Origin of the sequence: Paenibacillus cookii (genome assembly GCF_018333375.1) — a bacterium.
Lineage (GTDB): Bacteria > Bacillota > Bacilli > Paenibacillales > Paenibacillaceae > Paenibacillus_AQ > Paenibacillus_AQ cookii.
Genome location: NZ_BORW01000021.1, coordinates 26452 through 52365 on the forward strand (window position 1 = coordinate 26452; position 25914 = coordinate 52365).

Annotated in this window: 23 protein-coding genes; 17 read left to right on the forward strand and 6 right to left on the reverse strand. The window is 53.3% G+C overall.

The window, feature by feature from the left end:
* Window positions 1-65: 65 nt before the first annotated feature.
* From KI367_RS17550 to KI367_RS17580, 7 genes are all read left to right on the forward strand, one after another.
* A complete protein-coding gene (locus KI367_RS17550; RefSeq protein WP_212951230.1) occupies window positions 66-554 on the forward strand; it encodes an SRPBCC family protein in 489 nt (162 codons plus the stop codon).
* A gap of 228 nt (window positions 555-782) precedes the next feature.
* Window positions 783-1247 (forward strand): OsmC family protein, encoded by a 465-nt coding sequence (locus tag KI367_RS17555; RefSeq protein ID WP_212951231.1) that lies wholly within the window; start codon window positions 783-785, stop codon window positions 1245-1247.
* A 199-nt stretch (window positions 1248-1446) separates the two neighbouring features.
* A complete protein-coding gene (locus KI367_RS17560) occupies window positions 1447-1653 on the forward strand; it encodes a hotdog fold domain-containing protein (protein ID WP_212951233.1) in 207 nt (68 codons plus the stop codon).
* 87 nt (window positions 1654-1740) lie between these two features.
* Window positions 1741-2895: an amidohydrolase gene (locus tag KI367_RS17565; protein WP_212951306.1), complete on the forward strand. Its 1155-nt coding sequence runs from the start codon at window positions 1741-1743 to the stop codon at window positions 2893-2895.
* A gap of 71 nt (window positions 2896-2966) precedes the next feature.
* A complete protein-coding gene (locus KI367_RS17570) occupies window positions 2967-3530 on the forward strand; it encodes a delta-aminolevulinic acid dehydratase (RefSeq protein WP_212951235.1) in 564 nt (187 codons plus the stop codon).
* Window positions 3531-3708: 178 nt separating this feature from the next.
* Window positions 3709-4581: an AraC family transcriptional regulator gene (locus tag KI367_RS17575; protein WP_212951237.1), complete on the forward strand. Its 873-nt coding sequence runs from the start codon at window positions 3709-3711 to the stop codon at window positions 4579-4581.
* 165 nt (window positions 4582-4746) lie between these two features.
* Window positions 4747-5814, forward strand: coding sequence for a hypothetical protein (locus tag KI367_RS17580; protein WP_246537057.1), 1068 nt, complete (start codon window positions 4747-4749; stop codon window positions 5812-5814).
* Window positions 5815-5883: 69 nt separating this feature from the next.
* Here the strand turns inward: KI367_RS17580 and KI367_RS17585 are convergent, their stop codons facing one another.
* Entirely contained in the window at window positions 5884-6516 is a 633-nt protein-coding gene (locus tag KI367_RS17585; RefSeq protein WP_212951238.1) for a hypothetical protein, read from the reverse strand.
* A gap of 385 nt (window positions 6517-6901) precedes the next feature.
* Between KI367_RS17585 and KI367_RS17590 the strand changes: the two genes are divergently transcribed.
* Window positions 6902-8332, forward strand: a complete 1431-nt coding sequence (locus tag KI367_RS17590; protein ID WP_212951241.1) for an amino acid permease — start codon at window positions 6902-6904, stop codon at window positions 8330-8332.
* On the opposite strand, the gene KI367_RS17595 is transcribed toward KI367_RS17590, so the two are convergent.
* Window positions 8274-8903 carry a LysE family transporter gene (locus KI367_RS17595; protein WP_212951242.1) on the reverse strand — a complete coding sequence of 210 codons (630 nt, stop codon included), beginning with the start codon at window positions 8901-8903 and terminating at the stop codon, window positions 8274-8276. The two genes, KI367_RS17590 and KI367_RS17595, sit on opposite strands and share 59 nt — an antisense overlap.
* Before the next feature lie 293 nt (window positions 8904-9196).
* On the opposite strand from KI367_RS17595, the gene KI367_RS17600 reads away from it, so the two are divergent.
* Both KI367_RS17600 and KI367_RS17605 read left to right on the forward strand, forming a co-directional pair.
* The gene (locus tag KI367_RS17600; protein WP_036715429.1) at window positions 9197-9883 is read left to right on the forward strand and encodes a response regulator transcription factor; all 687 of its coding nucleotides are present in this window, start codon (window positions 9197-9199) and stop codon (window positions 9881-9883) included.
* 1 nt (window position 9884) lies between these two features.
* Window positions 9885-11276 (forward strand): sensor histidine kinase, encoded by a 1392-nt coding sequence (locus KI367_RS17605; RefSeq protein WP_212951244.1) that lies wholly within the window; start codon window positions 9885-9887, stop codon window positions 11274-11276.
* A gap of 53 nt (window positions 11277-11329) precedes the next feature.
* Here the strand turns inward: KI367_RS17605 and KI367_RS17610 are convergent, their stop codons facing one another.
* Window positions 11330-12412, reverse strand: a complete 1083-nt coding sequence (locus KI367_RS17610; protein WP_212951246.1) for a hypothetical protein — start codon at window positions 12410-12412, stop codon at window positions 11330-11332.
* A 493-nt stretch (window positions 12413-12905) separates the two neighbouring features.
* On the reverse strand, window positions 12906-13757 hold the full coding sequence (locus tag KI367_RS17615; RefSeq protein WP_212951248.1) for an AraC family transcriptional regulator: 852 nt from the start codon (window positions 13755-13757) through the stop codon (window positions 12906-12908).
* Between the two features lie 134 nt (window positions 13758-13891).
* Between KI367_RS17615 and KI367_RS17620 the strand changes: the two genes are divergently transcribed.
* The 5 genes from KI367_RS17620 to KI367_RS17640 all read left to right on the forward strand — a co-directional run bounded on the left by KI367_RS17620 (window position 13892) and on the right by KI367_RS17640 (window position 20913).
* The gene (locus KI367_RS17620) at window positions 13892-16570 is read left to right on the forward strand and encodes a polysaccharide lyase family 8 super-sandwich domain-containing protein (protein ID WP_212951250.1); all 2679 of its coding nucleotides are present in this window, start codon (window positions 13892-13894) and stop codon (window positions 16568-16570) included.
* A gap of 20 nt (window positions 16571-16590) precedes the next feature.
* Window positions 16591-17580, forward strand: a complete 990-nt coding sequence (locus tag KI367_RS17625) for an OmpL47-type beta-barrel domain-containing protein (protein WP_246537062.1) — start codon at window positions 16591-16593, stop codon at window positions 17578-17580.
* A gap of 156 nt (window positions 17581-17736) precedes the next feature.
* Window positions 17737-18405 (forward strand): GntR family transcriptional regulator, encoded by a 669-nt coding sequence (locus KI367_RS17630; protein ID WP_212951252.1) that lies wholly within the window; start codon window positions 17737-17739, stop codon window positions 18403-18405.
* Window positions 18406-18425: 20 nt separating this feature from the next.
* Window positions 18426-20117: a dihydroxy-acid dehydratase gene (gene ilvD / locus KI367_RS17635; RefSeq protein WP_212951310.1), complete on the forward strand. Its 1692-nt coding sequence runs from the start codon at window positions 18426-18428 to the stop codon at window positions 20115-20117.
* Window positions 20118-20511: 394 nt separating this feature from the next.
* Window positions 20512-20913, forward strand: coding sequence for a DUF6843 domain-containing protein (locus KI367_RS17640; protein ID WP_212951253.1), 402 nt, complete (start codon window positions 20512-20514; stop codon window positions 20911-20913).
* Between the two features lie 169 nt (window positions 20914-21082).
* Here KI367_RS17640 and KI367_RS17645 read toward each other — a convergent pair whose 3' ends face one another.
* Both KI367_RS17645 and pdxR read right to left on the reverse strand, forming a co-directional pair.
* Entirely contained in the window at window positions 21083-21982 is a 900-nt protein-coding gene (locus KI367_RS17645) for an SDR family oxidoreductase (RefSeq protein ID WP_212951255.1), read from the reverse strand.
* A gap of 379 nt (window positions 21983-22361) precedes the next feature.
* Entirely contained in the window at window positions 22362-23753 is a 1392-nt protein-coding gene (gene pdxR / locus KI367_RS17650; protein WP_246537058.1) for a MocR-like pyridoxine biosynthesis transcription factor PdxR, read from the reverse strand.
* A 132-nt stretch (window positions 23754-23885) separates the two neighbouring features.
* On the opposite strand from pdxR, the gene KI367_RS17655 reads away from it, so the two are divergent.
* Window positions 23886-24884 carry a DMT family transporter gene (locus KI367_RS17655; RefSeq protein WP_212951257.1) on the forward strand — a complete coding sequence of 333 codons (999 nt, stop codon included), beginning with the start codon at window positions 23886-23888 and terminating at the stop codon, window positions 24882-24884.
* 198 nt (window positions 24885-25082) lie between these two features.
* A complete protein-coding gene (locus tag KI367_RS17660; protein WP_212951259.1) occupies window positions 25083-25901 on the forward strand; it encodes a sugar phosphate isomerase/epimerase family protein in 819 nt (272 codons plus the stop codon).
* Window positions 25902-25914 lie beyond the last annotated feature (13 nt).

The following is a 25914-nucleotide window of genomic DNA, read 5'->3' on the forward strand; positions in this document are numbered from 1 at the left end:
CGGTTTGAATTCGATAGGATGAAGTTGTATGATTTAAAATGATATTTTGAACAGGAGGGCAAGCCATGAATCCATTGGCGGTGGTGGAGCAGGACGGGCAGGAAACGCGGGTACGGTTGGAGCGTCAATTGAAACATCCGATAGAGGAAGTCTGGTCGATGCTTACGGACAACGGGAAACTGAAGCAGTGGTTTTCCGAACTGCGGGTGGAGGATTTGCGGGAAGGCGGAACCATCTCGTTTGATATGCAGGACGGGACCTATGAATATTTCGAGATCCTTGAGTTGAAGCCATATGCAGTGCTGGAATACACTTGGGCGGAAAACCGCGTTCGTTTTGAGCTGTCTCCGGAGCCGGAGGGATGCCGCCTCGTTTTTGTCGAAATTATGGTCACTGTCAATGATCATACGCCGAAGGATATTGCCGGGTGGGACGTATGCCTGGACGTGATCGAGGCGCTTCTCGACGGAAAAACGGTATCGGAGCGGAAAGCGGTATGGGAAGAAAAATATGCGCAATACGTGGAGAAGTTTGCGGAGCTGGGCAAAGGTTGAAAAGCCGGTCAACAGCGCGCGGGGAGCCTTCCGGTTTATGGACCGGAGGGCTTTTTCGATGCCGGATGATCTTCAGGTTTTTTCGGGATGCACATATTTTGTTTGACAGGTTATTGCAACGGACTTATAATCTTCATTAATCCTAGCAAAATAGTATGAATTTAATTTAATGGCGGCTGTCGTAACAACGGCTGCCTAGAGGGAACCCAAAAGAAGGAGGGGAAATGGATGCCGAACGTCCAGACGTTCAAAGCAACGGCCCAATTAAAAGACGGCGTGAAGGTGGTTACCAACGCAAGACAATTCGAGCTGGTGATCGACGAGCCGGCAAGCCTTGGCGGTACGGATACGGGGATGAATCCCGTCGAAGCTTTGCTTGCCTCTCTCGGAGCTTGCCAATCCATCGTAGCCCGGGTTTATGCATCCAAATTCGATATTGAGCTCGAAGACTTCAGGGTTGAGGTCGAGGGCAGCCTGGATCTCGACGGTTTTTTTGACCGCGCTCCAGTGCGCCCCGGATATTCCGATATTCGCTACACGTTTTACGTTAAAACCTCGTCGCCTGCCGACAAGGTGGAACGATTCGTGGAATTTTTGGAAAGCAGATGCCCGGTGGGCGACAGTCTCGCCAATCCGGTACATCTCAGATTGAATCGGGTCGTCATTGAGAACGAATGCGAAAACCTGTCTTAGATCGAAAAATCGGGCCGCAAGGTTGCATGAAAGCGACTTTGCGGCTATTCGTAGTTTGATGTTTGGTCCAGCAGCTCTTTGATGATGTTGCATCCGCACGGTTTGCACTTTAGCAGAGATGTATTGCCCATTATTTACCATTTGCTATAAAATTAAAGATAGACAGGTGAGTCACGAATCATAGAAAGGAGTCTATCTTTTGAATGGTATATTGTCGCAATATAAGCGGATTATCAAAAAACGCGGGAAAACGATCGGCTTGGTGGAATGCAGCCTGTTCGACGAGAAGGGCAGCCTTGTTGCTTTCTCCACGAGCACATGTATGGTATTGGCCGGCGAAAAAGCCAGCGGCAGGTCCAACCATTTGGCTTCGGAATCATATCCGGGGGAGCAACAACATTCATGATAGGGAAGCTGAGCGTTCAGCAAGTCTGAGTTATCGGCAAAACAGGTCAACAACAAGGAGGAGAGGAACATGGTAAAATCCAATACGATGAACGGCGAAGCAGCAAAGAGTTTGGAGAATCGGTTGGTCGGTATTCGCCGCGAGCTGCATCAAGAACCCGAATTATCCAACGAAGAGTTCGAAACGACGCGGAAAATCAAACGATGGTTGCAGGAAGCGGATATTGAAGTGCTGGATCTGCCCGACCTGAAGACGGGCGTGATCGCACAGATCGGAACCGGAAAGGAACCGATCATGGCGCTGCGGGCAGACATTGACGCACTGCCGATCGAGGAGGAAGCGGACGTTCCGTTCCGTTCGAAGTTTGCGGGAAAAATGCATGCGTGCGGCCATGATTTTCATACGACCGTCGCCTTGGGAGCGGCTTATTTGCTAAAGGAAAAAGAACATGAGCTTCAAGGAACGGTTAGGATCGTTTTTCAGCCGGCGGAAGAGACCGGGCATGGTGCCAGGGACGTGATGAATTCGGGTGGACTGGAAGGCGTATCGGTCATCTTCGGACTCCATAATGCCCCGGAACTAGAGGTCGGGGAGTTGGGCAGCTGCGAGGGCGCCATCACCGCGGGCGTCGACCGCTTCGAAATCCTCATTCGCGGAATCGGGGCGCATGCAGCCACGCCCGAAAAAGGAACCGATGCCATCGTCGCCGCTTCCCAAATCGTTATGGCCCTGCAGACGATCAGCAGCCGCCGCGTCAGCGCTTTGGACGCCGTCGTGGTCAGCGTGACCCGCATCTCCGGCGGCAATACTTGGAACGTGCTTCCCGGTACCGTAGAGCTCGAAGGAACGGTCAGAACGCTGGACGTGGAGGTTCAGCAGCGCATTCCGGAGACGATTCGCCAAATAATCGAAGGCATCGGGGCCTCCGCGGGCGTATCGGCCGAGTTGAAATGGTATCCGGGACCGCTCGCCACGATCAATGACGCCTATTGGGCCCGTTTTGCGCTCGATACGGCCAAAGAGTCCGGTTTCATCACCAAGGTGGTGGGACCCAGCATGGGGGGAGAGGATTTTTCCTATTACCTGCAGCAGATTCCGGGCGCATTCGTGAACGTCGGCTCCGGTTCGCCCTATGCGCTGCACCATCCGAAGTTTGAACCGGACGAAGCGGCCCTGTTGCCCGCGGCGAAGTTTTACGAACGTTTGGCCGTACGGTGCTTGAATGAACTGAACGCACGGTGAGCCGCGATGACCGCGGCTTTTTTTATTCTAGCCGTCCCGTGACGGATAAAATCGAATGGAGGAATAAGTTTTTGAGCAAACCCGTTATGAATGTCGCTTTGGTATGCGGCCCCGACAGCGATATGGAAACGCAAGCCATTCGCGCCGCCCTCGAGTGTTTTCAGGCAAGGGTCTTCACTTACTGGATCGGAAGGCCGAACGATTTGATTTCCGTATTATCCGGTGAAGATATCTATCATGGTACCGATATGATCATCCTTAGTTTTCACGGGGATGAGGGGAAACTCCTCATGCCGGAGCTGGGAGAAGACGTATACGAGGAAGGGGAGCCGCGCGGCGCTTTCGGCCCGGATGAAGTTATGCGTTATGCAAGTCTGGATGGAAAAATCGTGTTGGGCAACGGATGCACGTTGGGCGACCCGGCATTGGCCGAAGCTTTTTTGGATCGCGGCTGCGATTTCTACATCGGGCCTGATGACTACCCTGACGGAAACGCCGCCCTGATGTTTGTATTGCGGTTTTTCTATGAAATGATCCAAAACGGCAAGAGCGTGGCCGAAGCTTTTGGGATCGCGCAATCGATGGATGACGAAACGTCCATGTACCGGCTTTTTCCAAGATCAGGGCTGTCATAAACATAATCTGTTTCCGTCTCTCCCGGAGAATTCATGAAATGCCGAAGTGCGCGTAGATTTATCATGGTAGAGCCCACGCGACGTTTTGCCGGTTAATGCGGTTGGTCGGTTGAACCGTGCGGCAATAATGTGGAATTTTGACGGGGAAAAACCATATCGAATCTCTGGGAGGTGCGGCATGAAAATTCATAATGCCATTCGCTGGCAGGACAATGCATACTTGTTCGAATTCCAAGGCGTGCACACGGAGCCGGTCGAATATTTTCACGCCCACGAAGGGTTGGAGATTTTGTACGTTCTTGAAGGCGCGGGCAAATACGTCATCAATAATCGGATGTTCCCTTTGAAGCCCTCCACGCTGGTCGTCGTCAAACCTTTTCAAATCCATGAAATTAAAGTGCAGGTTCCCCCGGCTTATATCCGAACCCTTCTGAAAATCAAAAGCTCCGTCATTGAACGTTTCATCCATGCGCTGCCGAATCTTGCATCCGCTTTCCATTCGTTTTTGGAACATAAGCGGGCCTGCCAGGTATTTTATTTGTTGCCGGACCATGCCTCGGACCTTGAAGGGCGGTTTATGCAATTAAAGGAGACGCTGGCCGTCGTGCCGCCAAGCTTCCGGGTGGAGGCTGTGACCTTGTTTTCCTTCCAGTTCTTTGAATATTTCGTTAGCCGGATCTACATGGCCGGCCCAAGCGTTTCCCTCCAGGAGGGAGGAATCCCCGGCCCGGAAGAGCTGGTCGGCCTGATCGCAAAATGGATCGACAAGCGTTACAACCTTCCGTTTACGCTAAACGACATGGCAGCCGAACTGCATTTCTCCGCGAATTATTTATCGAGGACGTTCAAAGAGCGGATGGGGATCAGCATCACCGCCTTCACGAACGATAAGCGCCTCGAGGAGGCCAGAATGCTTCTGGCCGTCCCATCCTTGACCATCGAAGAAATTTGCAGGATGACCGGCTTCAATTACCCGTCCTATTTTATCTCCTTATTCAAAACCAAATACGGCGAAACCCCGCACAGGTACCGGATGCGGATGAAAAAATGATATTTTTGGACCGTTTTCTGTTATTGGGGCCGATTTATAATTAAAGCGCTTAAACAAGTAAAAACGGTGAAGGAGTTGATGCTTCTTTTTTATGCAGGCTGGGAAATCCATGAAGTCCGTTCGCATGATGGAAGTCGGTTGATTCGAAGAATGGGAGGTTGGTTCATGATGACGCGCTCTCCGATTAGGTTTGGCATGGTATTTTTATTCTGTTTCGCCCTGGTTTGGGCCTTCTATCCGGGCGGCATGGCGCAGGCGGCAACGAAATCCGTACCGGCGGGAGACGTCGCGACCCTGCGGAGTTACTTGTCCAGCGCAAGCCCCGGCGATGTCATCGAAGTAACGGGAACCTACAACGTGTCCAATGGGACCATTGCGACCTCGGTAAACGGGGCGGCGGGCCAATACATCACGATCCGCGGGACGGGCGGCGGCGCCACGTTCAAATTTACCGGTTCGGCCGGCAACGCGGCATTCCATATCAAAAACAATTATTACAAGCTGGAAAACGTGACGATCGACTCCAACTCCCAATCCAACAAAGGGTTGTTGATCGAGGCATCGCATGGATTCGTGACCAACGTGACCGTCAAAAACACCAAAGGGGAAGGGTTCAAAATCCGCAAAAACAGCCAGTATTGGCTCATCTCGGACAGTACGGCACAGGGGACGGGAACGGGCGGCAAATTCGGGGAAGGTTTTTACGTCGGAGACGCCGATCAAAACTGGACGACAAGCCCGAATCCGGACCAAAGCGGGTATATCACGTTTTTGAATTGCAATGCGATTCGTACGGTCAACGACGGTTTCGATTTCAAGGAAGGCACGCATCACATCAAGGTGATCGGGGCCAATATCGATTTCCAGAACACCGTTCCCGAGTCGTCTGTTGGAAACAACGGTTTTTACATTCGAACCAATCAGGTGCAAATCATCAATTCCACGGTCCAGAACAACGCGTCCACCGGGCAGGCTTTCAAAACGAATAAAATGACGGCTTCGGACGGCGTATCTTACGGCAGCAATTTGGAGCTTAAGGGCGTTAACGCATCCAATATTTCAGGCGCTATGATTTATACGAACTTCACCTCCAACAAGCTCTATACCGATTACACGATGACGGGCGTGGCCGGCGGGCTCTATGCATCCGGTTCCAAAACCGCGTCGACTGCCGCGCCTTCCACTTTCGTCGAAATGACATGGTCAGGCGAAGGCGGAGATCCGCTATTGTAACGTTGTTGATGTGAAAAAACCTCAGGCATGATGCCTGGGGCTTTTCGCCGAACCGGTGAAGGCGCTCCCTTAATGGTCCTTGTTATTCGTTCCAAAATGGGCCTCTCCGTTGTGCTTGCTGTGGGAAATATACAATCGCAAACCCGAAACCTTGTTTTGGATCATTTTGTTTAAAACAGAACGGATTCGGTTCGATTCGGTTCCGGCCGCTTCGGCAATGAGTTTGGCGTATGGGGCAAGAGGAGCTTGGTCTATCCAGGTTTTCTCTTGCTCTAGCTTGTTTATGATGTCTCCGATCGAAGCCGGGTCGATCCGCAATCCGGTCATCTTTTCGATTTGCGATTCATCAAGGGCCACGATCGTTTTATAACCGTCATGATAAACAACGGAAAAAGCCGTGTCATCTTCGGCCGTACCGGAAGGAGCCGCAGGCATGGCGGAACCATCGTCGGAGGCGGCAGGGCGGTCCGTTTTTGCGGAAGCGGCTGCGGTTGAATCATGCTGATCCGCGGCAGGCACATTGGATGGCTGAACCGTCTCCGGAGGATTGGCGCCTTGAAGAGCCGCCGAATTGCCTTTATCGGCATGACTGCCGGAAATGCTCGGGGACGCCTTTGTGGAAAGCTCCGGCCCGGAGCCGCATGCTTGAAGGATTGAGGCGCTTACAATCAGGGCTGCCATCAATAGAACGTATTTTTTCATCTCAGTCTACAACCTCCCCATATTCGAATCCTGGTACAAAATCCTCCCAGATCCTGAACGCTGGGCTTGTTGTCGTCACTGTTGGATTGTACTGCTCAAAGGATCCATGGCTCATTTAGGCATTCTAAGTTAGCCTACCATAGATTCCGATATAGGGACATGATGCAAAAAATTAGTTTTGGTTAGGTTTTCCATATACATAGACATTCGTTATCCATGATTTTGAGCCCATGCGCCATACGGTTTGCAATGGAATAACAGCCAGGCGGGACCAGAGAGGGACCAGGGAAGGACGGTCATAACCGATTCCGGAAAAAGTGCACATAAGATGTGAGCTTTTGGAGATGATAAACAGGTTCAATGATATCGAGAAGGGAAGTTCGTTATGGCTCGAGGAAACAGCTCCGATACAAAAGAAAAAAAGCTGAAATGGTGGCAACTGTCGCTTTTGGGGGTCGCATGCACCGTAGGGACGGGGTTTTTCCTGGGCTCCCATATTGCCATCCAAATCGGCGGGCCCTCGGCAGTCATCGCATACGCATTAGCGGCTTTTGGGGCCTTTTTGGTGTACGACAAACTGTCCCAAATGACGGCGGAAGATCCGATGGAAGGTTCTTTTCGTTCTTATGCCAAAAAAGCTTTCGGGCGTTGGGCGGGATTCGGCAGCGGTTGGGTCTATTGGTCGTCCGAGCTGCTCATTATGGGAAGCCAATTAACGGCGCTTGCTTTGTTCTCGCGGTTTTGGTTTCCCCAGGTGCCGATGTGGTGCTTCGCTGCCGGATACGGCATATTAGGGCTTGTGATCATTTTTATCGGAACCAAAGGTTTTGAGCGGATGGAGAGCATTTTCGCGGTCATGAAGATCGCGGCCATATTCATGTTCCTGGTGATCGCCGTTCTCGCGGTAACGGGAGTGTTCAAAACCGCCGCCCATGGGCCGGCGTTTCCCAGAGACTGGCTTCCCAATGGTTTTGTCGGCTTTTGGGCGGCACTCATTTTTGCGTTTTACGGCTATGGCGGTCTGGAAGCTCTCGGGCTGATGACGATGCGGCTTCAGGATCCCAAGGAAGCGCCGAAGGCCGGCAAAGTCATGCTTTTGCTGTTGGCGTCCATTTACGTGGTCTCGATCGGACTGGCCTTGATCCTTGAGCCATGGAAATCGTATGCCGCCGAGGAAAGCCCGTTTGTCGTGGCCCTCGTCGACTATAAACTTGCGTTTGTTCCGCATGTATTCAACGCCGTGCTTATCATTGCCGGTTTCTCGACCATGACGGCTTCTTTGTTCGCGGTGACCACCATGATCGTGACGCTTGCAAGCGACGGCGATGCGCCGAGGTTTTTCGTCAAGGGGAAGAAAAAGGAAGGGAAAAAGCCCCTGCCAGCCATCGGATTAACGGCCGCCGGCCTGTTAGCCTCCGTCGTATTCGCTCTTTTGATGCCCAAAAAAGTTTACGAATACATCACGACGGCGGCAGGGCTGATGCTGCTGTATAACTGGCTGTTCATTTTGCTGACGTCCGGGAAGCTGCTCAAGCTCACCGGTTGGGGCAAAATCAAACGTTACATCGGCATGGCGCTGATCGGCTTCACGCTGGTCGGCACGCTCTTTCACAAAATCAGCCGTCCCGGCTTTTTTATCAGCCTCGGGTTTATCGTTGTCATTGGAAGCGTCACGCTGATCATGCGCCATTTCTGGAGCAAAGCCGATGGGCCCGACAAGGATGCGTCCGAAGAAGGAACCGAGAACATTTCCGACGTTAGCGGAAGAACAAAATACGGCATGCCTCGTAGCCGAAATAAAGGCCGAATCCGATGAGCGACAACCCCGAGATGACCGATATGCCTTTGATGAGGCGTTCGGTGAGCATCCGCCTGAACATGCTGGCCGCCAGGGCCATCGCCACGTCCCACAGCATGATGCCGGCCATGATGGCGCAGCTGTAGAGCAGCACTCCTTTGGCATCGTATTTGGCGATCATGTCCGCCAGAACGGATCCGTATATTCCCATCCAGAACAGGATGGAGAGGGGGGTGGAGATGGACATCACGAAGCCGGCGCTGAACGATTTGACATGCGATTCGCTGCCGCCGCGGGTTTCCATCCCCGTTTTTCCCGCCGCGATCAGGCTTTCCACTCCGATATAGGTCAGGATAAAAAAGCCGAAAAGCAGGAGAAAGGTTTTCATGAACGGGATATTCAGAAAATGAATAAAACCGAAGTACACGAGCAGCATAAAAATGCCGTCGGCGGCCATGGCGCCGAGCCCAACGAGCCAGGCATGCAAAAAACCTCCCTTGAGTCCCCGGTCCATCTGTGCGGCATTTATGGGGCCAATCGGGGCAGCCAGCGAAAGTCCAAGCAGGAAATGGCTTATCCATATGTTCAAGATTCGGTAACCCCCTTATTCAAATCCTCTTTATTTATCCTATGAAGGGGAACCGCTTGTACTACTAAAAAAATGATTTTCGGCATAAAAACATCCGATTTCCCGACTTGTTTTAGGGAGGCGATCGTTTGATAAATAAGGCACAGGCAGTCGATCCAGAGCGGTCGGCTGCTTTTTTTCGTTTTTCCCGCATCCAAAAGTCACGAAACAATAAACAATTCATCACAAACGATCAACTACCATGAGATGCCCCCGGAAAACATGGTAAACTAGAACGCAAAGGTGGGATGTTCATGAGCGATTTGCCTACGATCCTGGTCGTAGACGACGACCCGAGTATCGTCGAACTTTTGAGGGATTTTTTGGAAAATGACAATTTTAATGTTATAACCGCATACGATTCCGCTCAGGCATGGGCCGCGTTCGAGCAGGGGGCGATAGACTGCATGATTTTGGATATCATGATGCCGGGACAAAACGGGTTTGAGCTCTGCCGGCGGATTCGGGCGGAAAGCAGCGTTCCGATCCTTTTTTTGAGCGCCCGCGGCGACGATGTGGACAAGATCAGGGGGCTGACCCTGGGCGGCGACGATTATATCGTTAAAACCGCCTCGCCCGGCGAGATTGTTGCCCGGGTGAAAGCCGTATTGCGGCGATCGTCTAACCGGCAGCCTATAGAGGCTAAGATGTTGGACTATGGCCGCCTCAAGCTGAATCTTACGGCCAGGGAAGTCCTGGTAGACGGTCAAAGCGTCGTACTGACGCCGAAAGAATATGAGTTGTTGAAATTGTTTGCCGAACATCCCAAGCATGTTATTTCATATGAACAGCTGCTTGCCAAGTTTTGGGACGGGGTGGGCGATAAGCATACGATTCGGGTTCATCTCAGCCGGCTGCGGGAGAAGATCGAGGCGGACCCGAACAGCCCGCAATTCCTGGTTAACGTCTGGGGAGTAGGCTACCGCTTCGAGGGAGGATAACATGAGAACGCTTCGCATTCGTACGTTTACGCTGCTCTGCTTTTTCTTCATCCTTACGGTGCCGTGGATTTTCTATGTGACGGCTCACTTTATGGAAACCAACACGTTTAGCTTTTCTAAACAGGGGCCGCAAAACGAATTTCAGCAAAAAAATTTGAACGAAACGATCCGCATGATCGAATCGAACCCGGGGGAATGGCAAGACCCCGAATGGCAGCGCCGACTGGATGCGCAGCTGCGGCAAGCAAAGATGGATGCGGTCATCACATCCGCCTCGGGCCGGGAAATATACCGGTCGAATGCCGCGCGGCGCGGAACGATGTCGGCGGCCGAACGATTTTCAATCATCGAGAACGGCCGATTGATAGGAAAGGTTGCCATTTACATGCCAAAGTCCCTCGGAGTCGGGTGGATGTCGATCCTTGCCGGATTGCTGCTGGCCTTTTTTGTCGTCGGAATGGAGATGCGAAGATTTTTGCTGAAGCCCTTGGAAAAAATGAGCTTGGCGGCAAGGAGGATTGCGGCAGGGGATGAGGACGTCCGGCTGCCCGGCTCCAGGATCGCGGAAATCGCCGAAGTGCGCGACGGTTTTCAAGTCATGTTGGAGGGCCTTGAGCAAGCCTCCCGGAAACAGGCGGCACTGGAAGAAGAACGGCGGTTCGTGGTCGCAGCCGTCGCGCATGATTTGCGGACGCCGCTTTTTGCTTTACGGGGGTATCTGGACGGTTTGGAGCAAGGCATCGCAAGGTCGCCGGAGAAAATGGCCAAATATTTGGCGGTCTGCAAGGAAAAATCGGCGCAATTGGACCGGCTGGTAGAGGGCCTGTTTGCATTTGCCAAAATGGAATACCTGGATACGAAACTAAACAACGGGATCGTGAATCTGAGCCATGTCCTCCGGAAGTCCGTCGAAAGCGTGAATCCGTATGCCCGGCAAAAAAGCATTTCGATATCGAGCTATGCCGAGGAAAATTGCTTCGTCAGCGGCGACGGGCATTTATTGGAGCGGGCTATGAGCAATCTTTTTGATAATGCGGTCAGGCACACGCCTCCCGGTGGCGAAATTCGCGTCGAATGCGCTAAAGATGGAGATCGGGTCAAATTTGCGATTCGCGATACGGGGCCGGGCTTTTCTGCGGAAGAGTTGGAGCGGGTATTTGAACCTCTTTACCGCGGCGAAAGTTCCCGAAACCGTTCGACCGGAGGCAGCGGGTTAGGGTTAACCATTTCGCAGAAAATCGTCCGCAGGCATGGAGGCGATCTGGAGGCGGGGAATCATCCGGAAGGCGGGGCGCTGCTGACGGGCTTTATGCCTGCGGCCGATTCGGATTCGCCAAACATATGTGCAGAGGCAAGCAACGCTAAAAAGGAGCCCAGGGCATTCGTGCCTTGAGCTCCTTGCGTCTATTTTGACCGGGAGCCTGATATGCTCCATGAGGACTCGAATCACTTCGCGCCGCGATTGGTAAAATAAAGCGTCTGAGGTCCGGCGGCGCCGCCGGTCAGGCTAAGTTCGGCCGCCACGGTCTTGCCTTTTTTGTTGACCGTGAACTCGGTGAATTTCCAGGCTTTCTGGTAGTTTACGAACGGCGATTGCAGCAGGTCCTTGCCCCAGCCGATGACGTAATGCCCGGCGCCGCCCGACGGGTTATCGTATACCGAGATGACCCGCTTCGCGTCCTCTTCGTTATGGATGGCGACGTTCAGGCGGTACATGACGCCATAGTTCCCGTTGTTGATGGCGGTACCGCCGTCGACCGCGCTCCAGCCTTCCTCATACTCGCCCGGCATGCTGTCGCTCCATGGGCCGTAGGCCGCCGAGGAGATGCGGATCAGCGAGTTGCCGCTCGAGGTGTTGTACTGAAGCGTGCCGGTCCGGTCCATATGCGGGAAAGTGCCGCGGACATGCATGTCCTTCGGCAGGATCGGAACGTCGATCGGGTTGGCCGGCTGTTCCTTATAACCCAGCGTCGTGACCGTCACTTTGGCGTCCTTATGCCCCTGCTGCGTATAAGCGGTAAAATTGGCGATGCCGCTTTCGGTATGCGTATGTTCCGTTTGGGCGGTCAGGTAGTAGCTTTCGCCCGGCTGCAGGATCGCTTCCTTTTTCTGCGCCGCTTGGTCGCCCATGAAATCGGCAAGCGCGTTTTGTCCGGCAACGTCCGGGTAATAGTCCGTGGCAAGACCGATTCCGTTCGAAAACAGCATGACGGGCTCATCGGATTCGTTGGTCACCGCCACGGCCACGGTAAGCGGTTCGCCGGTCATATTTTGATGATGCCAAAACACCCGGAACGATCCCGTCACCGAGTCCCGGTAATACGCGCCTTCCGTCTTCGGGGATTCCGGCGAGTCGCTCAGAATCAGGGGACCGCCCGTACCGGTCAGGACCGGTTTGTCCATCGGGACAGCAGGTTTCAGCGATTCGATCGGCACAAGCTCGGCCTCTTCGGCCAGCGCCGTCGCCGATCCCGACAAAAACAAGGTGCCCAACAGTCCGATTTGAAGCAGCCATTTCGATCTTTTCATCTCATTTTCCCTCCTGAATTTGGTTTGTCATCCTTCCAGGTGGCGATCATGCGATTGTTTTCGGATGTTTAAGATCTTCGCTGGCATGGGGCACATTCCTTTTTTTGCCTTCTGATGCTAAAGAATCATTTCGGGGCTTGAATTGTTCCATTGTCCTCTTTTACGAAAAAGAGGGGACTTTCGGCCAATTTACCTCCAATGCCCTCGCAAGGTTTACTTGTTGATATTTTTATGAAAACGCTATCATTTTGTCCTGCCTCTCAATGGGAGACGTTTGGTGCTTTCGGCGCAAAAAAAAGAACCCAAAGCCCTACACGGCTCGGGGTTCAACTCTCAGAACCAGAGCGGAGCGTCCTTGAAGGTTCCGGCGCGAAGAAACGTGAACAGACCTGCAAGAAGGTTGAGCAGAGCGGGGCGCTGATGACCAGTAATGGAAAACCAAAGCCATGTCACGATAAATCATTCCAATCAAGCGGTTGATGTCCTAAGCTGCCTACCGAATGGATTGACGATACCTGCTGGGCGATACCCCGACATGCCTTGCGAACAGTTTGGCGAAATAGCTGGGATTGCAAAAACCGACAAGCTCCGCGACCGTCCCGATTTCATGGCTGGGGTCGGCGAGAAGCCTTTTGGCCTCCTGCACCCGGTGTTTCATGATGTATTCCATGACGGTGCAGCCGGTCGTTTTGCGGAACAGCCGCGAAAAATAATAGGGACTTAAATGCACGTGATTGGCGATGTCTTCGACCTTAAGCGGGCATGAGTAATGGCTTTCGATATAGGAGACGGCGGATTGGATCTCGTTAGGGTACCCAAGGCGTGGATTCGACAGCCGCGTCGTGATCCGGTCGATGTTGCCAAGCGCCATGTCGGTCAGAATGTTCGTAAGGATGCATGATGCGCTCAATTCCATGCCTGCCGGTCGGTTTTGAAACAACTCGAACAGATCCGCGAAATGTTTTTTCATCCGCTCCGGATCACCCGTACGGAAAATGGGGTCGTCCATGCCGCCGAGCATATCGAAATATTCTTTGGCCTGGACCCCGTCGAAGCGGACCCATATCAGCTCCCAAGGATCGTGGGGGTTGGTGTGATATTGATGTTTTTGCGTCAAATCCAAAAAAAAGATATCGCCCGCTTGCGCCTCAAAACCGCGGTTTTGCCAAATGACCCATCCGGAGCCGCGAACGACGAACTTCAGCTGGTAATAATAGTAGGTCCGATTCATGCCGTAACAAGGCGAACAGGCGAACCAGCCGACATCGTGCACGCAAAACAGAAACCTTCGGGCATTTTCGCTGGGCGAATGTGCAATCGTGCGGTAACGCTCCCCAAAGTTCATCGCATTCGTTCCTTTCGTTCATGTAAGCGTTAAAGAAGCAAGATCGTATTATGAAGTGGGCAAGATCAACATCTTGTAAGCGGTTTCCGGACTTTATAATAGCATAGTATTTTATCCTTGGGGAGGTTGAGCTAATGGGAAAACGACTGCTTCTATGCATTCAGTCGGCGCTGTTGATTTGGGGGCTTTGGTGCGTACCCGCCCCCGCGGCAGCCGCCGAGCCGCAAGCGGCCGACGAATTCGGGCTTCTGCGCAGCAAATGGTCCGCTTATTTAATCGGCAGCGGGCATGATCCGAGTGATCCGAATATCGCAAAAGCGGTGGCATCCATTGACGCCAAAGTGACAAACGTTTCGGGCACGGGCTTTTGGGACACGATGCAAAAGGAAACGGGCCGAACGTACTTATGGAGCGATCTCAAGGGTTCGGCCGATGCCGTGGACGCCGCGTCGGCGTACAACCGTCTCAGGGACATGACGATCGCTTGGGCGACGGCAGGTTCCTCCCATTACCGGAACGAAGCGCTGAAAAACGACATTATCGGCGGTCTCGACTGGCTCTATGCCAACCGGTATAACGAATCGAAGCGGGAAACCGGCAACTGGTGGGAATGGGAGATCGGAATTCCGCAATCGCTCGGCGATATGATGGTATTGCTGCATGATCAGTTGTCGCCGGCCCGGATAGCCAATTATACGAAAGCGATCGACAGATTTTGCCCCGATTCGACCAAACGGACGAATTCTCCTACGTTGGCCGAAACGGGCGCCAATCGGTTGGATAAAGCGCTCGCCGTCGTGCTCCGGGGCATCAATACGGAAAACGGGGATAAAGTCAAACAAGGCCGGGACGCCATCGGCCAAGTGCTTCCGTACGTCACCAAGGGCGACGGATTTTACGAAGACGGATCGTTTGTGTTCCATAACAATATCGCTTATACCGGAAGTTACGGCGGCGTGTTGATCGGCGATATGGCGAAGCTGCTGACGCTGCTTGACGGTTCGTCCTGGCCCGTTACCGATCCGAATCTGGGCAACATGTACCGGTGGGTGACGGACTCCTATGAACCGCTTATTTACCGCGGCAGAATGATGGACATGGTATACGGCAGGGCGATATCGCGCAGCGGGGAAAGCAAACGCGGGTGGCTCATTCCCGTGCTTCGCCTCTCGGACTTCGCCCCGCCGGAGCTGTCGAGCCGCTTCAAAAGCATGGTCAAAGCAGGCATCGAATCCGATCCGTCGCTGCAAAACCCGTATGACGGCCTAAGGCTTGCCGATATCACGCTGCTACAAAACCTGTTAAGCGACCCGTCGGTTCCGGCGCGAGAAGACCTTGTGCTGCATAAGCAGTTTTCGGCCATGGACCGGGTCGTTCATTTCCGTCCGGGTTATGCGTTTGGTCTCAGCATGACGTCGACCCGCATTGCCAATTACGAAAACGGCATTGGCGGCAAAGAAAATCCAAGGGGATGGTATACGGGCGAAGGGATGACATACCTGTACAACCGCGATATGCCTTATATCGATGCGTTTTGGCCGACCGTAAACGCCTATCGCCTGCCGGGAACGACGTCCGACGGCGCGACCCGCGCCGCCGGCAAAACATCAACCAAGGATTGGGTGGGCGGATCCTCTCTTGATGGGTTGTACGGTGCGGCAGGCATGGATCTGGATCCGGACAACAGCACGCTGTCCGGCAGAAAATCCTGGTTCATGTTCGACGACGAAATCGTCGCGCTGGGCGCGGGGCTGACGAGCACGGACAACCGCCGCGTGGAAACGGTTGTCGAGAACCGGATGCTGAACGGCAGCGGTGACAATGAGCTGATCGTCAACGGCGAAGCGAAGCCGTCGCAGATCGGCTGGTCGGAATCGATGAACGGGGTTCGTTGGGCGCATCTGAACGGCAAGGAAGACGAGACCGGAATCGGGTACTACTTTCCGCTGGCAGCGACGGTAGAAGGGCTGCGGGAATCCCGTACCGGCGCATGGCGGGATATCCATCCGGACGGGTCGCCAAACCCGGTCACAAGGAATTACCTGAGTCTGGCTATGAACCACGGGACCAATCCGGTTAACGAGTCCTACGAATATGTTCTGCTGCCAGGAAAAAACGCTGAGGAAACCGCGGCTTACAGCTCTCACCCGGATATGATGACGCTAAGCAACACGGCGGAAGTGCAGGCGGTGAAGGAAGCCTCGCTTGGCATTACGGCGGCAAACTTCTGGAGCCCGGGCACGGCCGGCTTCATCCGGGCACGGAACCCGGCGTCGGTCATGGCAAAAGCGCAGGGCGGGGAACTGGCTGTGGCCGTGTCCGATCCAACGCAGAAGCAAGCGAAAGTAAGAGTCGATCTCGGCTTCGCGGCGCTTCAGGAGATTGCCAAAGATCCGGCGGTAACCGTGCTTAGGACATCGCCGACCATTCAGATCGAGGTGAACACCGCGGGTTCCAAAGGGAAGAGCCATACGGTCCGTTGGAAGATCGATCCTTCTGCCGAACCGGGCGATTTGGAAGACCCGCAGCCTGACGAATCCGCCAAGCAGCGGATCAATGTCCAAGAAGACGCTTTCGTCCGGAACGGTTCCTATGCCGGGCAAAATTTCGGGACTTCCAATTGGCTTGACATTCGCAACGGCAGCTCCGGTTATGCCAGGAAAGCGCTGCTGAAATTTGATCTCGGTTCTTATGAGCATGAGCCATACGCCGTGACGTTGAATGTTTTCGGCGCCACGAGCGATTCGAACGGAACGGTGTCCACGATCGGCGTTTTGAAGTCCAGGACGATGCCTGGCATGAAAATTCGCTGACATGGAACAACATCCCGGCCATAGGGGGGCAGCTGGATACGGTTACGTTTGCCGGCGAACAGCAGTGGAGAACATTCGACGTAACGGAATATGTGCGATCGCAGCTCAAAGGGGATAAAACGGTCAGTTTGGCGCTACAGCAAGTCAACTCCGACTTGTATGCTACGGTGCGAAGCAAGGAGAACGAAAACGGTGCCTATGCCCCCTATCTAGAGATCGTGAGCATGGATGCGACCCCGCCGGTTACGACAGTTCATCTCAACGGCAGCACGGAGCCCTCCGTCTTTTATAAGGAACCGGTTAAGCTCGAGTTTACGGCGGAAGACCAGCCGGGAGGCTGGGGAGTGAAACGAACCGAAGTGCGAATGGGGGACGGCGAGTGGTCGACGGTCAGCCGCAGCGTGTATGCGGAATCCGAAGGAGCCTATACGATCGAATATCGTTCCATCGACAAGGCGGGCAATGCAGAGCCGAAAAAATCGGTTTCGTTTACGATCGACCAAACCGCTCCCAACATCCAGGCTACGGTGACGGAAACGGTGTATCGGACGGATGCGTTCCATGCCGCTATAGAAGCGACGGATGCGTTAAGCGGACTAGGAGCCGTTACGGTCAAGCTCGATGGTATGGCGATGGGGCAAAAGATCGCTCTGGAACCCTACGATTTATCGTTCGGTGATCATTGGATTGAAGTCAAAGCTGTCGACGTAGCCGGTAACGAAGCCGTACGTCATTATCGCTTTCTCGTAACGACGGACCTGCGGCATTTGGAGGAGGCGATTCGGCTTGGAAGCGAAAAAGGATGGATTCATCATCAAGGGACTGCGAATAGCTTGCTAGTCAAAATCAATCGGATCGAGAACACTGAAGACGGGAAAACAACCCTCAATGCATTAAACGCCAAGGAGAATGAAGTTCGGGCGTTAAGCGGCAAAAAGATCGATGATACGTTTGCGCAAGCTTTGCTTGAGGATATTGCTTATTTGAAAAGCCTGTACGCAGAATCTTAATGGATGAACAAGCGATGAAAACCGTCTTGGCATTTGCCAGGACGGTTTTATTTTGAACGAACCTCCCGCGGATGCCCACATTGCAAAAAAACGATTGAAATTAATATACATATGCGATATATTGCATACAAAGATAGCTAACAAAGGATGATGACCATGCCCGTACCTAAAAATTTTGTTTCGCCAGTACGAATGACCGCAAAGGAAAGGGCTTTTTCCCAAATCCAGCGCTGGATCATCGACGGCACGCTGCAGCCGGGGGAAAAGCTGCTCGACGCCGAGCTGGCCGAATCGCTTGGCGTCAGCCGGACGCCAATCCGCGAGGCTTTTCAGCTGTTGGAAGTCCAGGGCCTCGTATCGACCCATCCCGGCAAAGAAACGAAAGTCACGGCGATCGAAAAAGGAGACATTTTCAAAATGTACTCCACGATGGCGGTTCTCCAAGGTTTGGCGGCCGAAGCGACGGCAGAGGCGATCGTGCCGGATCAGATCGAACAGCTGCGGGCGATCAATCTGGAATTTGCGAATGCCATCAAGACGGGCCAGGCTTACCAGGCGATGGAGGCGGACGAGCAATTCCATAACCTCATTGTCGAGCTTTCGGATAACCCTTATGTCGCTGCATTCAGCACCTCGCTTCAAATTCATATCCGGCGTTTTAAATATGTGTTTTTAAAACAGCCGATGACGGCCACGCAGGTTTCGGTCGAGGAACATGCCTCGATCATTGCCGCTTTAGAGCAAAAGGACGGACGTCGGGCCAAGGCGATGATGGAGCAAAACTTTATCCGTCCGATGCAGGAGCTGCAACAATTAATTCAATAAAAGATGGGGGCGAAAGCATGATGGAGAAAAGCAAAGATTTGCGCATTCGCAGCAAGGTCATCAGCGAAGGGGTCAACAGAATGCCTAACAGGGCGATGCTGCGGGCCGTAGGTTTTACCGATGAAGATTTCAAGAAGCCCATGATTGGCGTAGCCAGTACATGGAGCGAAGTGACCCCGTGCAATATGCACATCAACGATTTGGCCTTGCAGGCCAAACGCGGGGTGCGGGAAAATGGCGGCGCACCGCTTATTTTTAATACGATTACGGTTTCGGACGGCATTTCCATGGGGCACGTAGGCATGTTGTTCTCCCTGCCGAGCCGTGAAGCCATTGCGGATTCGATTGAGATCGTAACAGGCGCGAAACGATTCGACGGCCTGATTGCCATCGGGGGATGTGACAAAAATACTCCCGCCTGCCTCATGGCGATCGGACGGATGAACTTGCCGGCGATTTACGTTTACGGCGGTACGATTCAACCCGGCAAGCTGGATGGAAAAAACGTTTATATCGTGACTGCTTTCGAGGCGGTAGGGAAATATCATGACGGGAAGATGACGGATGAGCAGCTCCACAAGGTGGAATGCAGCGCGTGTCCGGGACCGGGCTCTTGCGGCGGCATGTACACCGCCAATACGATGGCCGCAGCGGCGGAAGCGATGGGAATGAGCCTTCCCGGGTCTTCTTCAACGCCGGCAATTTCCCAAGGCAAAGCGGCTGAATGCGCGGAAGCGGCAAAGCAGGTGATTTCGCTGCTTGAAAAGGATATTTATCCGAGAGACATCATGACGAAAAAAGCGTTTGAAAATGCAATTACGGTCGTCATGGCGTTGGGCGGTTCGACCAATGCGTTCCTCCATTTGCTGGCCATTGCCCACTCGGTAGGCGTCGATCTGACATTGGACGATTTCGAGCGGATCCGTCTACGCGTTCCGCACCTGGCCGACCTGAAGCCCAGCGGCCGACACGCCATGCAGGATTTGAACGATATCGGCGGCGTTCCCGGCGTGATGAAGCTGCTGCTTGCAGAAGGCCTTCTCCACGGGGATTGCCTGACCGTAACCGGGAAAACATTGGCTGAAAATCTGGCAGAGGCTGCTCCGCTGAAGGACGATCAAGACATTATTCGCCCGTTGGATAAGCCGCTGAAGCCGAACGGCCCCTTAGTCGTTTTGAAGGGGAACCTCGCGCCCGAAGGGGCTGTCGCCAAAATGTCGGGAATGCAAAAGTCGCGATTCGTCGGACAGGCGAAAGTATATGACAGCGAGGAAGAAGCAACCGAAGCCATCTTGCGGAATGAAATTCATAAAGGAGACGTGTTGGTCATCCGTTACTGCGGCCCGAAGGGGGGACCCGGAATGCCGGAGATGCTGTCGGTCACCGCGCTCATCGTCGGCAAAGGTCTTGGAGGGGAAGTAGCGCTTATCACGGACGGCAGATTTTCGGGAGGATCGCATGGTTTTGTGGTCGGTCACGTGTCGCCTGAAGCCCAGGTGGGCGGCCCGATCGCGCTGCTGAAAAGCGGGGATCTGGTAACGATCGACAGCGAGACGCAGCAAATTTCGTTCGAGGTAACGGAGCAGGAGCTGGCTGCGCGGAAACAGGCATGGGTACAGCCCCCGCTTAAGGTCACGTCTGGCGTGCTCGCCAAATATGCCCGATTGGTAACATCGGCTTCTAAAGGCGACGTTACGGATGCTTTTGAATAACAGCGCATTCGATCATCCGATGAAGCCATAGAAAACCGCTAATAAATTACGCGAAAGGCGTTTGTCGCGACAAACTCTTCCCGCTTGCGGGGAAGAGTTTGTTTTTTTGAAATTCCAAAGAGACGGATATCCATGATATGTTCCGCAACTTTCCCAAACCAAAAAGCGTTTAACGAGTACGGGCACCTTGCATCCGAATGGAGGTTGTTCCAATAGGTCTCGAACCGATGGACGGCCCATTGGCCGGCGCAGGGAATCGGCTGGAATCTGCAAGTGAAAAAAAGTACTATCAAGTAAAGGCTTTGCTTTCAAGGATCGATGGCGAGAGGGGGAAGATGTACCGTGTCATAGGTTTATTTGGGGTACGATAATCACGGCCATTGGAGTCAGTATCATGTTAGGGATTACCGTTGCTTCCTTGACCAAAACGACAACGACGGACGACCTATTTTTGATACCTGAAGGTTTCGAGGGCGACATACAGGTCAATTACAACGTTGCGGGCGCGCCAAGGCTTGCAAAAGAAGGCAAATACGATGTCATTCCGATCCGGGAGGACGGGACCTACGATACCTCCAATCCGGACATGGAATACGGAACGGTAACGGACCAATATTTTTATGTCGGGCAAGACGGGATGAGAACGCCGATCCCTGAAAATTGCATCCATGTGAAAGGAAACGGCGCCTCCGAAATCGGTTCGAACATTACGAGACACCAATACCTGAAAGTCACGCGTACGACGTGCAGCGAAAATTTCAGGGTCTGGGAAGAAGAAACGGACGGGGCGCGCTGAATCGGCGGTACCTCGAAAAAGACGGCAGCGTCCCCGGTTCGGTATTTCGTTTTCTGAAGGAACTTATGTGCTCGATAACAAGCGTCTTCCACGGGCGGGAGGCGCTTTTGAGCTTCGTCAAAGCAGTCTTATCCATTGGATTTCGGTTTGGATAGGGCGAAAGCTCATATCATGATTCGACCATTTCGCCGCCGCCGACGTGAAGAATTTGACCCGATACATACGAAGAATCGTCAGAGGCCAAATAAACATAGGCGGGTGCCAGCTCAAAAGGCTGCCCCGCTCGTTTCATGGGCACCTCTACGCCGAAATGTTTGACCCGTTCCGGAGAAAAAGAAGCCGGGATGAGCGGAGTCCATATGGGGCCGGGCGCGACGCCGTTGACGCGGATTTTTTGGTCTGTCAAATTCAGGGATAACGAACGCGTGAACGATACGATGGCTCCCTTTGTCGAAGAATAATCGATCAACGTTTTTTCTCCTCGATAAGCCGTCACGGATGCGGTGTTAATGATCGAACTTCCTTCCTTCATATAAGGCAGCGCCGCCTGGGTCAAATAAAAAAAGGAGAAGATGTTGGTGCGGAACGTGAATTCAAGCTGTTCCCCCGATATGTCAAGGATGCTTTTCCGGGGAAACTGGACTCCATGGTTATTGACCAAAACGTCGATTCTGCCAAAAAAACCGGCGATTTGTCCGATCGCCTCACGGCATGCTTTTTCTTCCTTCAAATCGGTAGAAATTAAAAGACACCGTCTTCCCAGCTGCTCGATTCTGTTTTTCGTATCGGCTGCATCTTGGTGTTCGTTATAGTAGACGATGGCCGCATCCGCGCCTTCCTTGGCGAATGCGATCGAGACGGCGCGCCCAATCCCGCTGTCTCCTCCCGTTATCACCGCGATTTTGTTCGCAAGTTTTCCGGATCCCTTATAATAGGGATTTTCAGCGATAGGTCGAGGGTTCATGACCGATTCAATTCCCGGCTGCCGATCCTGCTTTTGCGGCGGAAACGTGATCGGGACCTGTTTGCACTGCACCTCCGAGCCGTAATACGGGTAAGATGGATACATGCCCAATTTTCCTCCTTGGAACGGTTTTAACTGCTTCCAGAAGATGTCGAACTCGTAAAAAACGGTGAACATGGGACGGAGACGGGTACACACACTTGTGGGTACGACGGGTCCTTCCGTTTTTTCGGTTCCCGATGGCTTTGTAATTTTATGTAGAACGGCCTGGTCATTATGTTACAATTGCAGATTCGCAGATTTTTGGTTCCTCGAAACATATCTCCTCACAAATATAGTGAAATATCCTAAGCTGACCAAAGCCGGAGCATCAAAAGAAAGGGATCGGTAAAATGATCCTGGCTGCGATTACGGGGTTTTTGGAAGCGAATGCGCCTGAGAACCGGAGATCCCATTGATTTCTTGAATGATGGGATCTTTTTTTCTATGAATCTTTAGCCTGCTTCATGAACTCGCGCAGCCGATAAATTCCTGAGCGGATATCCTCCGGCTCCAGATGGCCATACCCTAACAGCAGCTTGTTATGATGCTCGCCTTTCCGAAGGCAGTGGTGTTCCACCGGCGCAATGCGGATCCCGTTCCGGCGGGCATCGTCCCGGAAAGCATCGTTAAAAACCATCCCGTCAAATTCGACGGCCAGATGAAGACCCGCGGCATCCCCCCAGGGGCGCCACCCGTCCCCAAAACAATCTCCTAGCGAATCCAAAAGAATTTGGCGGCGCTGCTTGTATATTTTCCGCATTTTTGTGATATGCCGGTCAAATGTTCGGGTACGCAGAAACTCGGCTAACGCGGCTTGTTCAAACGGTGGATTCTGGACGTCCGTATACGTGCGCAGCCTGCGCCAGCGCTTCTGCAGTTCCCGCGGGACAATGACATAACCGATGCGGAGCGCGGGAAATAGAACTTTGCTGAACGTTCCGATGTAGATGACCCGTTCGGGAGCCATCGCATAAAGGGGGGACGCAGGTTCCCCGTAATACCTGAATTCGCTGTCGTAATCGTCTTCGACGATGTAACTGCCGCAGGAGCGGGCGAAACGAATCAAAGCGGTCCGCCTTGACGCCGGCAGGATGCCGCCGAGAGGAAATTGATGCGAAGGCGTGACGTATACCGGACCGGGCTGCCCTTTGCATAAGGTCTCGGTCCGGATTCCTTGCGCATCCACCGGCACGGGGACCACCGTGTATCCCTTCCGGATGAACGTCTGAATCATCTCGATATTGCACGGGTCCTCGACCAGCATGAATTGATGTTCCGCATACAAAAGGTCGGAAACCAGGTGAAGCGCCTGCGTGGCGCCGGCCGTAATGAATATGTCTCCAGCATCGACGGCGATTCCTTTGCTTCGCATAAGCCAGGAGGCAATCTCTTGACGCAATTCGAGCAAACCTTGAGGTCCGGTATAACCGAGCAAATCGGCCGGCATCCCGCTCAATGCCTTTTGGAAAGCACGCTGCCAAACATAACGCGGAAACAGGCGCAAATCCGGCTGGCCTGTCTTAAAATCGGCCAGGATTAAAGGCGCAGCCTCCGGTTCGCGCCGCGTTCCTGCCGCATCGTTCCGTTCCCGGTTCAGGATCAGCCCTTCGGCCACCCGGGTGGGCGCCCCTTGCCGGCTTTCCGCGTAACCCTCGACAATCAGCATTTCGTAAGCTTCGTTCACGGTATTCCGGGAAACGGAAAGCGCCTTGGCCAATTCGCGCGTGGAGGGAAGCGGGTCGCCCGCTTTCAGCGTTCCGGCCAACATCTGATCCCTTAAGTTTTGGTAAATTTGCCGCTTCAATGAAATATCCAGGTTCCGATTCAAATTCATTCCCCACATGCGGTCCTCCAACTGGTTCGTAAAATCTATTGACGAACTGGTTCTTTTGCATACCAGTATATTCCACTATGATTGTAACAGTCATTTTGGATCCAAACCACTATTTCGGGGGAAGTGAAGCAGATGGAACGTATGAAAGGATTTTTTTATTTGGGGTGCGCATTCGGGCTGGCCGGCACCTCCGTCGTCGCCGCAACGTTTGTGAACGGGGAGCTGGGGACGTTTACGATCACATCCGTAAGCCTGCTGATTTCGCTGGTTTGTCTGCTGCCGTTTTGCTCAAGGAAGCTGTTTAGGACGATTCGTTCGCTCGCGGCAAGGGATTGGGTCCTCCTGTTCAGCCAGGCGGTGTTTGGGGTCTTTTTGTTCCGGATGTTTCTGCTCCTTGGGCTCGCCCGGACAAGCTCGTCGGAGGCTGGAATATTGACGGGCGCAACCCCGGCGATCACCGTCCTGTTCGCCATGCTGCTGCTGCGCGAGAAGACGAACGTCACGCGCATCCTCGGGGTGCTTTGCACGGTTTTCGGGATCCTGCTTATTCAAGGTTTGTTTTTGCCGGGCAGCCGTTTTACTTATGAACATCTCCAAGGAAATCTTCTGGTCCTTTGCGCCGCGGCGTGCGAGTCGTTGTTTAATGTCCTTTCCCGAGCGGCTGCTGCCTTGCGCGTCAATAAACAACAAAACATTCATCCGGCCGTGCAGACCGTGTTGGTATCCGCGATGGCATGGACGATCAGCTTCATCCCGAGCTTGTCGGAGCATCCGCTGGCGTCATTGGCGGGGATCGGCTGGCTGGGGTGGCTGGCTTTAGTTTGGTATGGCCCGGTTGTGACCGCGCTTGCGTTTGTTTGCTGGTATGCGGGAATCCGGCGCTGCAGCGCATCGACGGCCGCCGCTTTTTCGGGCATGATGCCGTTTACGGCCTTGATATTATCCGTCTGGCTGCTGAAAGAAGAGACCGGTTGGCATCAATGGATGAGCGGATTGCTGGTCATAGCCGGAATGGTCCTGATCGGCAGCATGCGTACCGGTTCGCAAGCGGAGAAGGCGCAGCGGTCCATAACGTCGCCCAAGGGTAACAACCCGTCAAACCGGATGGCGTCTTATCAAGCAAAAGACTAAGTACAGCGGCGAACGTCACAAGCCAAATGCCCAATAACTCCAGCCTTCAAAATTTCCGAAGTTGCGCCCGTCAACAGTTCTTCCTCCTTCAGGGAACTTTTGACGGGATTTTTTTGCGAAATGGATTGAAATTAATGTATTGATTGAATATAATACAAGACATAACAATTAAAAGCGTTTTCATTAGGAGGTGGAGCCATGAATATTGCAGGAATGAACATTACGTACAGGCATTATCCGTTCGAGCATTTTCTCGATTCCATGACAGAGCTGGGCGTAGAACACATTGAGCTGTGGGCAGGCGAACCCCATTTTTACGTGTATCGGGGAGGGATTGGCCGATTAAGGCGCATTAGGAAGGAGCTCAGGTCAAGAAACATGAAGGTGGTCTGCTATACCCCCGAACAATGCGTATATCCGTTTAATCTCGCGGCCTCCGATCCAGAGCTGCGGCAGAAAAGCGTGGATTACTTCGTCGAAAACGTATACGCGGCGCTGGAGTTGGACGCCGACATGATGCTGGTCACTTCCGGAATCGGGAGCTTTCATGCAGCCGTCGAGGAATCCTGGAAGTATGCCGCCGACTCGATCGGTCAACTGTCCAAGCTGGCCGAGCGGGAGGGAGTCACGCTTGCTTTGGAGCCTTTGACCCGCTTCGAATCGAACCTCATCACCGATGTCAAAGGCATCCAAAGCATGATGGACGAGATCCGGTCACCGGCACTAAAGGGAATGATCGACACCGTCGCGATGCAGCTGGCCGGGGAGACGCCGGAGGATTATTTCTCCACGCTGCCGGAGCTGTGCCATTTCCACCTAATCGACGGGGACGGAGCGACGGACGCTCATCTGGCTTTGGACGACGGGGCGCTGGATTGGAGAGGTTATCTTGACAATCTCAAGAGGCATGGGTATCAAGGCACCTGTACTTTGGAAATCATGGGATTTCATTATTATCAGGACCCGCACGATACCGTCATGCATTCGGTCCGAAAAATAAGGGAACTGGGCATCTAATCATCTTGATTTG

Excerpts from the sequence above, each read along its gene's own strand:
- ilvD (WP_212951310.1), top strand. The coding sequence starts at position 18,426 with ATGGAGAAAAGCAAAGATTTGCGCATTCGCAGCAAGGTCATCAGCGAA.
- KI367_RS17550 (WP_212951230.1), top strand. The coding sequence starts at position 66 with ATGAATCCATTGGCGGTGGTGGAGCAGGACGGGCAGGAAACGCGGGTA.
- KI367_RS17615 (WP_212951248.1), bottom strand. The coding sequence starts at position 13,757 with ATGAACTTTGGGGAGCGTTACCGCACGATTGCACATTCGCCCAGCGAA.
- KI367_RS17655 (WP_212951257.1), top strand. The coding sequence starts at position 23,886 with ATGGAACGTATGAAAGGATTTTTTTATTTGGGGTGCGCATTCGGGCTG.
- KI367_RS17585 (WP_212951238.1), bottom strand. The coding sequence starts at position 6,516 with ATGAAAAAATACGTTCTATTGATGGCAGCCCTGATTGTAAGCGCCTCA.
- KI367_RS17575 (WP_212951237.1), top strand. The coding sequence starts at position 3,709 with ATGAAAATTCATAATGCCATTCGCTGGCAGGACAATGCATACTTGTTC.
- KI367_RS17630 (WP_212951252.1), top strand. The coding sequence starts at position 17,737 with ATGCCCGTACCTAAAAATTTTGTTTCGCCAGTACGAATGACCGCAAAG.
- KI367_RS17610 (WP_212951246.1), bottom strand. The coding sequence starts at position 12,412 with ATGAAAAGATCGAAATGGCTGCTTCAAATCGGACTGTTGGGCACCTTG.
- KI367_RS17590 (WP_212951241.1), top strand. The coding sequence starts at position 6,902 with ATGGCTCGAGGAAACAGCTCCGATACAAAAGAAAAAAAGCTGAAATGG.
- KI367_RS17605 (WP_212951244.1), top strand. The coding sequence starts at position 9,885 with ATGAGAACGCTTCGCATTCGTACGTTTACGCTGCTCTGCTTTTTCTTC.
- KI367_RS17640 (WP_212951253.1), top strand. The coding sequence starts at position 20,512 with ATGTTAGGGATTACCGTTGCTTCCTTGACCAAAACGACAACGACGGAC.
- KI367_RS17580 (WP_246537057.1), top strand. The coding sequence starts at position 4,747 with ATGATGACGCGCTCTCCGATTAGGTTTGGCATGGTATTTTTATTCTGT.
- pdxR (WP_246537058.1), bottom strand. The coding sequence starts at position 23,753 with ATGAATTTGAATCGGAACCTGGATATTTCATTGAAGCGGCAAATTTAC.
- KI367_RS17620 (WP_212951250.1), top strand. The coding sequence starts at position 13,892 with ATGGGAAAACGACTGCTTCTATGCATTCAGTCGGCGCTGTTGATTTGG.
- KI367_RS17645 (WP_212951255.1), bottom strand. The coding sequence starts at position 21,982 with ATGTATCCATCTTACCCGTATTACGGCTCGGAGGTGCAGTGCAAACAG.
- KI367_RS17565 (WP_212951306.1), top strand. The coding sequence starts at position 1,741 with ATGAACGGCGAAGCAGCAAAGAGTTTGGAGAATCGGTTGGTCGGTATT.
- KI367_RS17555 (WP_212951231.1), top strand. The coding sequence starts at position 783 with ATGCCGAACGTCCAGACGTTCAAAGCAACGGCCCAATTAAAAGACGGC.
- KI367_RS17600 (WP_036715429.1), top strand. The coding sequence starts at position 9,197 with ATGAGCGATTTGCCTACGATCCTGGTCGTAGACGACGACCCGAGTATC.
- KI367_RS17660 (WP_212951259.1), top strand. The coding sequence starts at position 25,083 with ATGAATATTGCAGGAATGAACATTACGTACAGGCATTATCCGTTCGAG.